This window comes from Bacillus sp. FSL K6-1005, assembly GCF_038000225.1.
Taxonomy (GTDB): Bacteria; Bacillota; Bacilli; order Bacillales; family Bacillaceae; genus Bacillus; species Bacillus mojavensis.
The window spans coordinates 1529452-1544881 of sequence record NZ_JBBOBP010000001.1 but is presented as its reverse complement, the minus strand read 5'-3'; the positions used below and the strand labels follow the sequence as shown (position 1 = coordinate 1544881).

Below are 15430 nucleotides of genomic sequence, written 5' to 3'. Positions count from 1 at the left end.
TCTCCCTGTCACGATTTTCTACAAGTCTTCCACCAAGCTGGATATACTGTCCAAATCCTCTGCCGTTAACGATTGGCTGCTGAAATCGCTCAGCGTCTTTTCTGTGTTCTGTTTTTCAGCACAGTGTTTCATAATATCCTGCAGATAGCATTCAATTAGGTTGATAAGACGCTCCATTGTCCTCCTGTGAAACCGTGCTGGCGCATAGCTGAGCTGAAAATGAAGCTGATTTTCTGCTGCCATCGCACTCATTTCAATAAGCTGTTCCCGCTTCCAAGTAGGAGTGATGTCCTTACCGCTCCCAAGACCGGACGGGCGGAAACGGTCTTGTCTTCCTATGTCGTTGAACTGCCCCAAATAGTTAAAGCCGATTTCAGGTGTTTTTGAAAACACCATACTTTTATATTCGGGAGGTGTGATATATTTCAAGATGCCGTAGCCTACCCCTTTGTTCGGTATCCGGCCCAATGTATCTTTCACGGTTTTAACTGCGGTTCCAAGCTCATCCGCTTGATTTTCAAAGTCAATAAGGACGGGGTAAATGGATGTAAACCAGCCAACCGTGCGGCTGATGTCTAAATCTGGAAGAATATGTTCTCTTCCGTGTCCCTCCATTGCCATACGGAGCTTGCTGCCCCCTGTCCAGTCACAAATCGCTAAGGAAGCCGCCGTCAATAGAATATCTTGTGTATCAGTGCCATAAGCGTGGTTTACCTTTTGCAGCAAGACCGCGGTGTCTGCTTCAGTGAGTGAAAAGCGCAATGTTTCCCTTTCATTGCTGTTCATATTCTCCATATAAGGCATTTCATATGGCAGTTCCGCTGCTTTTTCCTCTTCAACTGTCCGCCAGTACGTTTCCTCACGAATCAGCTTGCTGCTTTGGGCATAATCTTGAATTCGCCGTGCGTATTCAAGATAGGAATCTGTTTTAGGCGGAAGCTGTATAGCCTGTCCTGAAGCTGCTTGATGATATGCCGCTGACAGGTCCTCCAGTAAAATTCTCCATGATACCCCATCAACGACCAAATGATGAATCGTGAGAAATAAATAATCTCCGGACAGCGTTTTAAACCAAGCGGCATGCAGTAATGGTCCTTGTTCGAGATTAATGCTTTGCTGAAGATTTGCAACTTCTTCTTTAATGCTCGTTTCCCAATCGATACCCGGATCTGAAACATCAGAAGTCCTTAAGCTGTACAGTTTGGATTCATGAATGTCTTGGTTGATTTGCAGCTGTTGTCCGCTATCATCCCGATAAATCATCCGCAGGGCATCATGATGCTCTGCCAGTTTTTTCAATGACGCTCGCAGTGCATCTTCAGACAAACAATCAGGAGTAAACAGCATGACAGACTGGTTAAAATGGTGCCTATCTTCTATATCCTGAGAGAGGAACCAATGCTGAATGGGTGTCCATGGAACAGCTCCCTGAACAGATCCTTGGTCTATTACTCTTTCTGTCTTCCGGATGACTGCTGATAAATCTTTTATTTTTGGATGGCGGAATAAATCGCTTGCATGCAAGCTCCATCCATAACGTCCGAGGCGCGCGGATACTTGAAGAGCCTTAATTGAATCTCCGCCTAGTTCAAAAAACGAATCTTCTATTCCGATCCTCTGTGTCCCGAGAACCTCCTGCCATATGATCGCAAGCTGTTCTTCAAGGTCATTGCGAGGCGGGACGTACGTTTGTTTAGATGTGATATCTGGTTCAGGCAGTGCTTTTCGGTTCAATTTTCCGTTGGCCGTGAGCGGGAGAGCATCCATTTCTATCATATAGGCCGGCATCATATAGCCAGGCAGCATTTGAGAAAGGTGAGTACGCACTTGTTCAGCATCTGTACCCTCTTTTACGCTTATATAGGCGCAAAGCTCCTTGCTGCCTAATTGTCCTGTTCGCGCCAATACAGCTGCTTCTTTGACACCGTCTATATGACGAAGCGCAGATTCAATCTCACCAAGCTCAACCCGGTAGCCCCTTATTTTTACCTGATCATCGACACGGCCTACGTATTCAATTGTGCCGTCAGGCAGCCAGCGTGCCAGATCACCGGTACGGTACATTTGTTCGCCGGGTGCAAATGGATTTGGCACAAATTTCTCTTTCGTCAGGTCTGGGCGACCAAGATAGCCTCTTGCCACACCATCTCCGCCGACACACAGTTCACCGACAGCTCCGATTGGCTGCAGCATTCCCCATTTATTTAAGATAAATGCGGTTGAATTACCAATCGGCCGGCCGATCGGGATGGAATGATCATACGTTTTTTCAATGTGAAAGCAAGTCGAAAATGTTGTATTCTCAGTCGGCCCATATCCGTTCCAGATTGACAATTCCGGGCATGCTTGCTTGATTCGATTGACATGACTGGCTGACAGAGCTTCTCCGCCAATAATCAGATTTATGAGCCGGGAAAATATTTTCTCATTCTGTTCTGTTAAATGGTTGAAAAGAGATGCAGTCAGCCACATTGTGGTGATTCCGTTTTGTTCTATGTATCTCTTAAGCTGATGGGAATCCAGAAATGTTTCTTTATCTGTGAGATGCAAAGCAGCGCCATTTAGCAACGGCCCGAGTATTTCAAATGTAACGACATCAAAACCGAGTGAAGAAGTCAGCAGAAGCCGGTCTTCAGGTGTAAATTCAATGTAATTGCTGTTTTTAACGAGACGGATCACACTTCGCTGTTCAATCATGACACCCTTCGGTTTGCCGGTTGATCCTGATGTATAGATGATATAAGCGAGTGAATGTGGTCCTGCTGGAGATTCAAAGTTCTTCGCTTCTCCTTGTCCTTGAATCTCTTCAATGACGATTTGCTCACAATTATGCTCTAAGTCTAATTGTTGACTATTTGTTTTTTCAGATCGAAGGAGTATTTTTGCACCGCTGTCTGACAGCATATATGATATTCGGTCAGCGGGCAGATCCTTAGCAATAGGCAGATAGGCTCCTCCAGCTTTTAAAATGCCGAGCATTCCTGCTGCAAGTTCTGGAGTTCGTGTTGTCAATAATGCAACTACAGTTTCAGGTCCGACTCCTTTTCTCCGAAGAACAGCAGCAATCCTGTTTGCCCGGCTGTTCAGTTCCTCATACGTTAATGTTTGTTCATCGCCGGCCACTGCTATGGCATCAGGCGTTTGTGCAGCCTGTAACTCAAACAGCCTGCTGATGGTTTCATGTCTCGGATACTCTCTTTTTGTACAGTTGAGTTCATGGATAAGGAAATGGGTTTCATTCTCGTCCAATACATGTATTGTTCCAAGTGCTGCTTTGCTGTCTTGGATGATGGCGCGTAGCAAATTCATTAAATAGTGAAGCCACATTTCGATCGTTTTTTTCTGATAGAGATCCGTGCTATATTCCATTTGAAACATCATAGATCCATTAGATTCCTCGTACGCATACAGGGTTAAATCGAACTTCGATACTTGATGTCCCATATTTGTTGCGGGCCGGAGACACAGGTCCTTCAGCTGCATGGATTCTTGGTCCATATTCTGAAGCACAAACATCACATCAAACAGCGGATTTCGGCTCATATCCCGCGTTACGCCGAGCTTGTCGACAAGCTCTTCGAACGGATAATCCTGATGTTCGTAAGCTTCCAATGCGGTCTCGCGCACTTCCTGCAAAAATTGCGCAAATGGCTTCCCGCCCTCCGGGCGTGTCCGCAGCGCCAGGGTGTTGACGAACATTCCAAGTATCGGCTCGAGGTCCTTGTGAGGACGTCCGGCAATTGGTGACCCGACGATGATGTCTTCCTGTCCGCTTAAGCGCGCCAATAACGCTGTGTAAGCTGCCAGGAGCACCATGTACAGGGTGCTTCCATTCTCGCGTGCGAGCTTGTGAAGCCCGGCTGTGAGTTCTTGATCGAGCGTAAATGAAACTTGATCACCCGCGAAGCTTCGCACCGGCGGCCGGGCGTAATCAGCCGGCAGGTCCAGTACGGGCAGCTCGCCTTCGAGCTGCTTCAGCCAGTACGCCTCCTGGGTCTTGTACGTGTCTCCTTTTTTAAAGGCCTCCTGCCATACGGCATAGTCTTTATATTGAATGTGAAGCGCAGGTAGCTCATGATTGGCGTACAGCTTTCCGAATTCCCGAATGAGCGTATTGACTGAAACACCATCAGAAATAATGTGATGCATATCAACCAGTAATAGATGCCGCCCGTCTGATACCTTGACGATCCCCGCCCGAAACAGCGGAGCTTGGCTGAGATCAAACGGCTGGATAAACGCTGCCGCGGCTTCCTGTTCAGTTTGTCCGCCGAGCACAGAGGTGTGGAATGTAAACGGCACTTCGTCATGGATGCGCTGAACCGGCTCGCCGTCTGTGTCCGTTGTAAAGGACGTCCGCAGTGACTCGTGGCGTTTGATCAGCTTTTTAAATACGGCATCCATTCTTGTAAGATCCAGCTTTCCTTCAAGCTCCAAGACTGCCGGCATATTGTAGCCTGTGCCTCCATCCTCCAGCTGCTGGAGCACATACATCCGCTTTTGGGCGGAGGAAACCGGGTAGGTCTCGCGTTTTTCAGCCGGCTTAATGGCTTCATACGGACTTTCCGTTCCTTCGCTGATGACAGAAGCCAAACCTTCTACCGTCGGATGGGCAAATACCTCCTTCAGCGGCACTTGGACGCCGAATTCCTTGGCGATCCGGGAGACAAGCGCGGTGGCTTTTAAGGAATGGCCTCCCCGGTCAAAAAAGTTGTCGTGAATGCCGACAGGGCCGCTTTTCAGCACTTCCTCCCACAGCTGGGAAAGCTTCATCTCTGTCAGGTTTCTCGGCGCTGTGTAGGTTTCCCGATCTGCCGCTCCGTCAGGAGCAGGCAGCGCTTTTCGGTCGAGCTTTCCGCTCGGGGTAACCGGCCATTGTTCCATCTCAATGATATGAGCAGGAATCATGTAGCCTGGAAGCAATGTCTCAAGCTGCTTGCGCACTTCGTTTCTTCCGAGCCCTTCTGCATACGCACATAATTCCGCCTCGCCGCTTTCTGTACGAACAGTCACAGCCGCTTCCCGCACGCCTTCGATGCTTCTGAGCGCCGCTTCGATTTCTCCCGGCTCAATCCGGTAGCCGCGGATTTTCACCTGGTCATCAAGACGGCCGAGGAATTCAACCTGACCATCTGGGAGCCAGCGTGCTAAATCCCCTGTTTTGTACATGCGCTCTCCCGGATAAAATGGATCATCAAGAAAACGTTCTTCTGTTAATTCCGGACGATTCAAGTAGCCTCTGGCGACGCCGGCTCCAGCGATATACAATTCTCCCGCTACGCCGACAGGCTGTACGGCTACATGCGGATCTAACACATACAGACGCGCGCCAGGCACAGGTTTTCCGATCGGAAGGCGCAAGCGATCCCTGTCAAGCTCCGGATCACACGTGTAAAATGCCGCATCAACAGTTGCTTCTGTCGGCCCGTAGCCGTGAACGAGCGATGTCTCGGGCAGCAAAGAAGCGAAACGGGCTGCCGTATGAGGGGCCAGCGGTTCACCTCCGGCGAATACACGCTTCAGGCTTCTCGGTGCTTCGATTTCCGCTTGGTCCAAAAAGCTGTTCAGCATGGCCGGAATAAAATGGGCCGTTGTAATGCTTTCCTCTCGAATAGCTTTTACCATCAATGCCGGATCTTTCTCCCAGCCGGACGGAAGCAGATAGGCCGAAGCACCTGAAAGCGTCCACCAAAACAGCTGCCAGACAGACGCATCAAAGGAAAAAGACGTTTTCATCATAATGATGTCGTCTTCCTCTAAAGGAAACTGCATCTGCATGCCGGTCAGAAAGGAAACCGCCTGGCGGTGCTCAACGGCGACTCCTTTCGGCCGTCCAGTGGAGCCTGACGTATAGATCACATAGGCGAGAGAATCGCTGTCCGCTTGATGAAGAGAGTGATATTCGGATTCTTCATTCGCAAGAGCCGTCAGATCCACTTCAAGTGTCTTTCCGGAAAAATCAGGTGTCTTTAATCCCGGCTGTGTCAGCAACAATGCTGCCCCGCTGTCTTTCAGCATATAGCTCAGCCGCTCCTCTGGATATGCAGGATCAAGAGGCAAATAAGCCCCGCCTGCTTTTAATACGGCGAGAACGGCTGTCAGCATGTCCGGCGAACGCTCGCTTAGAAAACCAACAATGCTTTCCTTCGTGACACCGTGCGCCGTAAGGCGCGCTGCCAGCCTGTTGGCGTACATGTCAAGCTGTGCGTAAGTCAGCGAGCCGCCAGAAAAGCGTAAGGCCGTCCGCTCCGGCGTCAAAGCCGCCTGACGTTCAAACAGCCCGTGCAGCGTCGGAGCTAACGCTGAAACAGCCCCCGTCGTATTATATTCAGCAACCATTTTCTGTGTTTTGTCTTTATCTAGTAACGTCATCCTTGAAACAGGAAGAGAAGGATCAGAGATGACAGCTGAAATCATATGCAGTAAATAATCTTTTATCTCGGCAATTATGCCAGGCTCATATAAACCTGTATGAAAATTGATGCGCACGAACAATGTGCGGCCTGGAATCACTTTGACGCTGCATCCATAATTCGTCTCCTCCGCCATCGCAAAGTTTTCCACTGAGAAACCGAACGATCCAGTCTGGTTTAATCCTTCAATTTCTTCCTGGGTCGGCACGTTTTCAAACACGATAATATGATCAATGAGTTCTTGTTTAAGAGCACTCTGCGCTTGAATGTCATATAGAGGGAAATAGCTGTATGCTTCTGCTTCAGTCATTTCCTTTTGCATCCGACTGACCAGGTCAGAGAAAGAAAGAGATTTGCTTTGGACCCGGATGGGAATGGTATTAATAAAAAGGCCGACTATATTTTCTACATCTTTCAGCTCAGAAGGCCTGCCTGAGACGACTGATCCGAACACGGCATCGTCACAGCGATTGAATTTTTGCAGCAAAATCCCCCACAAAGCTTGGAAAACGGTGTTAAGCGTTGCACCGGATGCTGCTGCGATTTTCTGCAAATCGGACGTTTCTTTTTCAGAGATAGTAAACGTGACCTGCTGTAATTCACCTTCTGATACTTGCTCGTTTCTTTTTGGCAAAGAAGAAGCTTTCTCGAAGTGCTGCAGTCGCTTTTTCCAATACGCAGCTGCCTCTTCACGATCCTGCTGCATCAGCCATTTAATATACGTTCCGTACGGCTGAACTGGCTGCAAATATGGAAGCCGCCCTTCTCCCAGCGCTTGATAAATGTGGAGAAAGTCTTTAATGATAATGCCTAAGCACCATCCATCCATTAAAATATGGTGATGGCTCCAGATGCACACGTAACGCTCAGGCGCCCATTTTAAAACGGATATTCTCATCAGTACATCCGACTGAAGATCAAAGCCCCTTTTTTTATCTTGTTCCTTGAATGCTTCTGTACAATGTTCTTTCTCTCTCTCATTAAGATGAGAAATATCTTCAAAATGAACACGGCAAGAACGGTCTTTAAGCACCACCTGACGAGGTTTGGCTACATTTTTGTAGATAAAAGTCGTTCGAAAGATTTCATACCTGTCAAAAACAGCGTCCATACTTTTCTGGAAACGGTCTAAGTCAAGCTGCCCATTGATTGTAAAAGAAGCCTGTTCAAAATAAGCTCTCGACTGTTCATCATACAGCGAATGAAAAAGCATCCCCTCCTGCATAAAAGACAAGGGATATATATCCTGTATTTCGGGTTGCTGCGGCATCAATGAATCTCCTCTCCTATAGTTTGTTGACGGCTCCCATAATTTCACTTAAATCCTCCAGCGTTAATTCCTCATCAGTAAAATCAGCGGCACTCCATTCACGGTTTTCTTTGCCCGCGCAATGCTGGATTATGTTTTCAAGCGCATGTTTAAAATGATCGGCTAATGCCTGTATGGTTTGTTTCTTAAATTGAAGTCCGTTATAAATGATGTGCATGTGCAGGCACCCTGATGAAACGGCTCCGCTGATATCAAGCACATAAGGCCGCTCCCAATCCGGGCTGATTTCATTTCCTGTCTTAATATCAGAAATCTCAAAAGTCTTTGATTGAACATCCTGATCAAACTGGCCTAAGTAATTAAAGCTGATTTCCGGATTGCTGTACTCAGCATCCCATATCTTGTTGATATATTTCAGCACTCCATAGCCTGCGCCTTTATGCGGTATGCGGTGCAGCATGTCTTTTGTCTGTTTAATGTATCGCCCCAGCCGCTCACCTTCATCCGTATAGTCAGAATCACTCATATCAAGCCATACAGGATAAATTGAAGTGAACCAGCCAACTGTTCTGTTCATGTCAATATTGTCAAGATAATCTTCTCTGCCGTGGCCCTCCATACTAATTTTGAAATGGTCAAGTCCCGTCCATTCCAGCAAAGCTAGGCCTAAAGCAGTCAGAAGGATATCATTTGTTTCCGTGTTGTATGCGTTGTTAGCAGCAGTTAACAGCAATTCTGTGTCTTCACGGGACAGCTCGAAATCAATTACTTCTGTATCTTTGAATGAGTTCGATATGATCGAATGATCTTTGGGAATTGGTTCAATATGCCGATCCTCCCGCTCTTTCCAATACGCGATTTCACGCTGCAGACGTCGGCTTTTTGAATAGTCAGCCAATGTTTGTGCATAGGTGAAATATGAATCTGTTTTTTCCGGCAGTTCGATGGGTTTTCCTGAGACTGCCTGTTCGTAAGCAATTGAAAAATCCTCAAATAAAATGCGCCATGAAACGGCATCAATGACTAAGTGATGAATCGTCAGAAACAAATGGTCTCCATCTTCGGCTTTAAACAAACCAGCATGAAGCAAAGGGCCAGTCTCCAATCGAATGGTTTGCTGAATTTGGTTTGCCATTTCTTCAATCTGTTTGCGTGCTTCTGCTGATAAGCCCTGTGAATCACCTGCTGTATTTGAGTGATGATCTCTTACATCAAACAGTTCAAAGGCATATAGCTCCTCATCTGGAAGATCTGGTCCTCTGTTAACCTGTACAGGCTTGCCATCTTTGTAACGGCATATGATTCTCAGTGCGTCATGATGAGTCACCAAACTTTTTAGTACCTTTCTGAGTGCAATGTCATCAAATCGTTCAGCCCGGTAGAGCATAACGGATTGATTAAAATGATGGGCTTCCAATGATTGTGAGAAAAACCATTGCTGTACAGGTGTCCAAGGCAGCTCACCTTCAACGGGCGTTTGGTCAATTACGCGAACAGCTTTGCGAACGCGAGCCGACAGTTCACCAAGCGTCTGATGCTCAAACATCTCACGCACTGTCGTTTCATAGCCTCGCTGCTTCAGCCGCGCACACACCTGCAACGCTTTTATTGAATCCCCTCCAAGCTCAAAGAAATTCGCGCTGACACCTATCTTCTCCGCTTCGAGCAGTTCCTCCCAAATGTCAGCCATCGCCTTTTCAATCTCATTTCTAGGGCTGATATCATTCTCAGCTAGAGCCCGCTTATCTGGTTCCGGCAGGGCCTTCTGGTCGAGCTTGCCGTTAACCGTCAGCGGGATGCTGTCAATCTGGATCAAACGGGCAGGCACCATAAAATCAGGCAGAACGGCTCTCAGGGCAGCACGGATATCTGCTTCATTTACAGCCTGTCCATCTGCCGCAACCATGTAAGCATAGACAGCGGATTGTCCTTGTTCATCAGCTCTTGTAATGACAGCCGCCTCTTTAATTATTGGAAGCTGAAGCAGAGACGCCTGGATTTCACCGAGCTCGATGCGGTGTCCTCTCACTTTTACTTGATCATCAATGCGGCCCATATATTCCAGCTCTCCATTTGCCAGACGCTTTGCAAGGTCTCCGGTTCGGTATAATCTGTCTCCCGGAAGATAAGGATTAGGTACAAATCGGGCCCCGGTCAAATCATCTCTGTTCAAATACCCCCGGGCTACCCCTTCTCCGCCAATATACAGCTCTCCTGGAACTCCTGTAGGCTGAAGATTCATATGAGCGTCCATCACATAAGCTTGAAGGGTTGCCAACGGTTTTCCGATATTGCTTTTATTTTTTTCTATATCAGCTGAGGACAATTTCTTATATGTCACATGTACAGTTGTTTCAGTAATGCCGTACATATTGATCAGATCAGTATCAGGGTATTTCTCGTTCCAAGTTACAAGCATGCCGGGCTGTAAAGCTTCTCCGCCGAAAATAACGGATCGCACATGTAATCGGTCTGTATGGTTTTCTTCTTCATGAATGAGTCCGTAAAAAGCAGTTGGAGTCTGATTGAGTACTGTGACGCCTTCTTTTTTTAACAATAAGCGGAATGCATTCGGATCGCGGGCTGTTTCTTTGGAGACAACAACCAGCGTACTTCCATTCAGCAACGCTCCGAACATTTCCCATACTGAGAAATCAAAGCAATATGAATGGAATAAAGTCCAAACGTCCTCACTGTCAAAATCAAAAGGCAAATCCTGATGCTTCAATAGACTCATCACATTGCGATGCTCGACAACGACGCCCTTTGGCTGCCCAGTGGTTCCAGATGTATAAATCACATAAGCTGGCTGGTCTGCTAATATTTCTTGAGCTTTCAAATCAGGCGAAATCAATTCGTTTTCGGCGTCATTCAGATATAAAATTTGCCCATGGTAATCCGCCGGTTTGTTGTGTCCGGGCTCTGTCAGGAGAATTGTTGCCCCGCTGTCATTCAGCATAAAGCTGATGCGTTCTTGAGGATATTCAGGGTCAATCGGCAAGTATGCTCCTCCGGCTTTTAGGATAGATAAAACGCCAATCACCATATCAGGCGATCGATCCAACAATAAACCGATGATATCCCCGGATTGGATCCCTTGTTTCATCAGTATAGCCGCTGTCCGTTCTGCTTTTTCATTCAAGTCACGATAAGACAGCCGTATATGATCGCATACCACTGCGGTATGTTCGGGATGTTCAGCTGCTTGTTTTTCAAATAAATGAACGATGCTTTCTTCTCTTGGATAGTCAGCATACTGACCCATCGTTTCAAGTAGCAATTCGCGCTCTGGAGCAGACAGCAATTGCATTTCCGAAAGCTTCATATGAATGTCAGAGGTTATTCCTTTCACCAGCTCAATAAAATGAGAGGCCCATCTAGCAATGGTCTCTTCTTCAAACAGCGCGGTACTGTATTCGAAGCGGCAGCGAATGCCATCGGAATGCTCCTCGGCGTGTAATGTCAAATCGAATTTAGATACATTGTGTGACGGGGTTACAGACGAGATAGATAAACCGGGCACTTCAAACTGGAAATCTTCGCTGTTTTGAAGCACGAGCATCGCGTCAAACAGCGGATTGCGATTGATCTCTCGTTTCGTTTCAAGCTTATTGACGAGCTCTTCAAAAGGGTAATCCTGATGCTCGTATGCAGTCAGAGCAAGTTCGCGAATTTCCTGCAAATAAGAGCTGAACGTTTTGTGGCCCTCAGGCTGGCATCGCATAGCCAATGTATTGACGAACATCCCAATGACCCGATCCAGATCAGCGTGCGGTCTCCCGGCAGCAGGCGAGCCGACAACCATATCCTCCTGTCCGCTCAGTTTGGAAAGCATGATGGAATAGACAGCCAGAAGGAGCATATACATCGTCGTTCCCGTTTCAAACATCAAGCGGTGCAGTTCTTCCGCCGTTCTTTTATCAATGTTTACTTCAAATGTCCCGCCGCTGAAATCAGGCAGAAGCGGCCTCGTTTTATCAAGAGGCAATTCCAATACTGGAAGGCTGCCGCCAAGCTGCTTCAGCCAGTAGGCCTCCTGTTTGCTGTAATGCGTTTTCGGGAACTTCTCTTGCTGCCAAACCGCAAAATCCTTATAATGCAGGTTTAAAGCTGGAAGCTCTTTTCCGCAATAAAGATCAGTGAATTCTTGGACGAGTGTACTCATAGAGATTCCGTCAGCAATGATGTGATGCATATCGAGCAGCAAATAGGCTCTTTCTTTTTCAAGAGATATCAAGCTTGCTCTAAAAAGCGGTCCAACCGTTAGATCAAACGGTTTGATAAAGGACGAGATCGCAGACTGCAGCATTTGTTCTGATTCAATTTCAAGCTCTTTCAGATCAGCTGTCAGCGCCGGATGAATCCTTTGCACTGGCTCTCCGTTGTTCAGTTCAAATGCAGTACGCAATGATTCATGCCGAATCACAAGCTCTGTGAGAACTTTTCTCAATCTCCCGCGATCCAAATGTCCTCGCAGTTCCAGTACTGCCGGCATGTTGTAGCCTGTGCTGTCATCTGCCAGCTGGTAAAGAGCGTATAATCTTTTTTGCGAGAAAGACAGCGGATAAACATCTCTATAATCCGCAGGTTCAATCTGCGTAAAAGCATGCTCATGGAAACTCATCAGTTTGGCTGCCATGCTTTCCACGGTCGGATAAGAAAAAACGTCGCTGAGCGGCAGCTCGATATTCAGCCGTTTATGTATTCTCGATACGAGTGTGGCTGCTTTTAAGGACTGTCCGCCTAATTGAAAGAAATCATCGCGAATACCGATTTGATTTCTGTTCAGTACCTCTTCCCAAATGCGTGCCAGTTTAGTTTCCATTAAAGTGTGTGGCGGCATGTACGTTAAGCTAGTTGTGTTTTCTGGTTCCGGAAGTGCGGAACGGTCGAGCTTCCCGCTGGATGTTAACGGCATTTGAGTGACTTTGATGATGCTTGCGGGAATCATATAGGACGGCAATGTACCGGCTAGATGCTGGTGCAGATTCGGAAGGCCGTTTCCCTTTTCCGGAACGATATAAGCAACGAGTTCCTTTTCCTCATCAGACACATCACGGGCAAGCACCGCAGCTTCCTTCACTCCAGGTGCTTGCCGAAGAACAGTTTCAATCTCACTCAATTCAATGCGATATCCCCTGATTTTTACCTGATCATCAAAACGTCCAACATATTCAATCGTGCCATCAGGCAGGAAGCGCCCTGCATCTCCGGTTCGATATAAGCGTTCCCCTTTGAGGAATGGATGGCCTGTGAATGCTTTCTCTGTTAGCTCTGGCCGCTTATAGTACCCCCGTGCGAGACCCGCGCCTGAAATACACAATTCACCCGCCGCGCCTATCGGCTGCAGCTGATCTCCTTGTAAAATATATACTTTTGTATTGGCAATCGGGCGTCCAATCGTGATTTTCTCTTTTTCGTTCAGATGCCGAAGTATTGTTGTTGCCACACTGTTTTCTGTCGGTCCATATTCATTTGCAAGTTCAGCGGAGGGGCAAATCTTTCTGCTAGACTCTAGCAGGTCGGGAGTCACTGCTTCGCCCGCAAATGTCACGATACGAAGACTTTGTGCATCTTCAGCTGTCAGCACTTCTAATAACACCCGGTACAAGGAAGGAACAATAAGCATATGACTGACCTTGTATTGAGCTATTTTCCGTCTAAGGGCGAGCACGTCCTTCGCTTCGTTCTCTGTTGTCAGCAGCACGCATGCACCGGACAGAAGCGGAGTAAACAAGCTCGTCACGCAGCCGTCGAAAACATAGGAAAACAGATGAAGTGCTGTATCCCCTTTCCTCATGCCGTACTCTTCCCGTCTCCACTGCAAGGTATTTGCAATTCCTTGATGGTCAACGAGCACACCTTTTGGCCGTCCTGTCGTTCCTGACGTATAGATCAGGTAGGCAAGCTTACCAATCGATACATCAGGAGAGTCCGTTTTGTAATGTGCTGTATGTTCTGATGTCACAATACTGCCTTCATAGCCTGACGGGATGGAAGAAATAAGTTCTTCTTCTGTCAGTAAGAGAGCTGCTTGACTGTCATGCAGCAGAAAAGAAAGCCGTTCTTTCGGATAACTTGGGTCAAGAGGCAGATAAGCGCCGCCGGCTTTCCAAATTCCAAGCAGGGCAGCAGCCATGTCCATTGACCGTTCCATCATCACTGCGACAATCCCGTTAGGTCCAGCTCCCTTTTCTATCAGGGCGTGCGCAATCTGATTGGCTCTTTCATCTAATTGCCGATATGTCCGGCACTCATCTCCCATTCTCAAAGCAGCCGCATCAGGTGTTTTGAGAGTCTGCTCCTCAAACAATTGAGATACCGTATTGTTTGGATAATGGCACTCCGTTTCGTTAAACGATTGAATGAGCTTTTGTTCTTCAGGAGGCACAATGTTGATGTTTCCGACAGCAATATCCGGATTTGACAAAATACAATCCATTGCCTCCATGAGGTGCCCCTGAATCCGAAGCACCTCTTCCCGTTCATAAACGGCGGCATTGTAGCTGAATTTAATATAAAATGATTCACCTGGAACGATGACAACGTTAAAGTCATAGTTGGTTTGTTCTGACATAGAAATGTCATCAAGCTTCAATGCGTTTTCGTCATTTTCGCTTTGCCTATTGACTGCCTGCTGAAGCTGTACGGGATAATTTTCAAAGACAAGAATATGATCAATCAATCCTTGCTTCAAAGCACTGCGGTTTTGAATCTCATAAAGCGGATAATAACCATGCTGCTCAGAATGTAAAGTATCCTCCTGCACGGATTTGACAAGCGTAGAAAACGCCTTTTTCTCTGCAGATCGAATACGCACCGGAACCGTGTTAATAAACAAGCCGACCATTGACTCGATCCCGTCAATTGCAGACGGACGTCCGGAAACAACAGAGCCGAAGACCGCGTCATCGGTTCCGTTGTACCGATGGAGAAGAACACCCCATAGACTCATAAATAAAGTGTTTAATGTAACACCCCAATTTTGGGCAGCTGCTGTCAATTTCTGAACGATAGCTTGATCCAAAGAAAAACGGATATGTGCGGGTTCATATTCCCCGTTCGCTGAGCGGCTTTTTAGCTTGGGAATAGAAGCGGTCTTGCCGTACTCCTGCAGATAATCTCTCCAGTATGCAGCGGTTTCTTCTTTATCTTGTTCTCCGAGCCATTCAATATAACGGCTGTACGGCACCGTGCTGCCGAGCTGCACAGGCCTGTTATTTTTAATTGAGTCATACATGCTGAAGAATTCTTTGAGGATGATGCCCAAGCACCAGCCATCCATGATGATATGGTGATGTGTCCAGACACATGTATATGTGCTGTCTCCTCTATCAAAAAGCGTAAGCCGCATTAACGGATCTTTTTGCAAGTGAAACCCTTTTTCCCGGTCGTGCTGCATAAAGTCTTCTATCAGAGCAAGCTGCTCACCATGTTTCAGGTGAGAAAGATCTTCCCTTTGTACGGTTAATTCACGGTTTGTCAGCACAACTTGCTGCGGCCCAGTGAGATCCGGCACCTCCTTAATGAATATGGTTCTGAAAATATCGTATCGGGAAACAAGAAGATTTAAGCTCTTTTGAAACGAATCGATACACAGGCTGCCTGTAATGGTAAACGAGGTTTGCTCCACATAAGCTTTAGAGCTGAAATCAAGCAGTGAATGAAACAGCATCCCTTCCTGCATGTACGATAACGGATAAATATCTTGGATCTGTGTTGCTTGCGTCATCAATTCCACACACCT

2 protein-coding genes are annotated in these 15430 nt (G+C 47.1%); both read right to left on the bottom strand.

Translation table 11 applies throughout. The features are described 5' to 3' along the window. Positions 1–18 precede the first annotated feature (18 nt). Complete coding sequence (gene fenE / locus NST16_RS08090; protein WP_340885541.1) at positions 19–7683, bottom strand: fengycin non-ribosomal peptide synthetase FenE; 7665 nt, start codon at positions 7681–7683, stop codon at positions 19–21. A gap of 16 nt (positions 7684–7699) precedes the next feature. Continuing rightward, entirely contained in the window at positions 7700–15415 is a 7716-nt protein-coding gene (fenD, locus tag NST16_RS08085) for a fengycin non-ribosomal peptide synthetase FenD (protein ID WP_340885538.1), read from the bottom strand. Between the last annotated feature and the right edge of the window lie 15 nt (positions 15416–15430).

Excerpts from the sequence above, each read along its gene's own strand:
- fenD (WP_340885538.1), bottom strand. The coding sequence starts at position 15,415 with ATGACGCAAGCAACACAGATCCAAGATATTTATCCGTTATCGTACATG.
- fenE (WP_340885541.1), bottom strand. The coding sequence starts at position 7,683 with ATGCCGCAGCAACCCGAAATACAGGATATATATCCCTTGTCTTTTATG.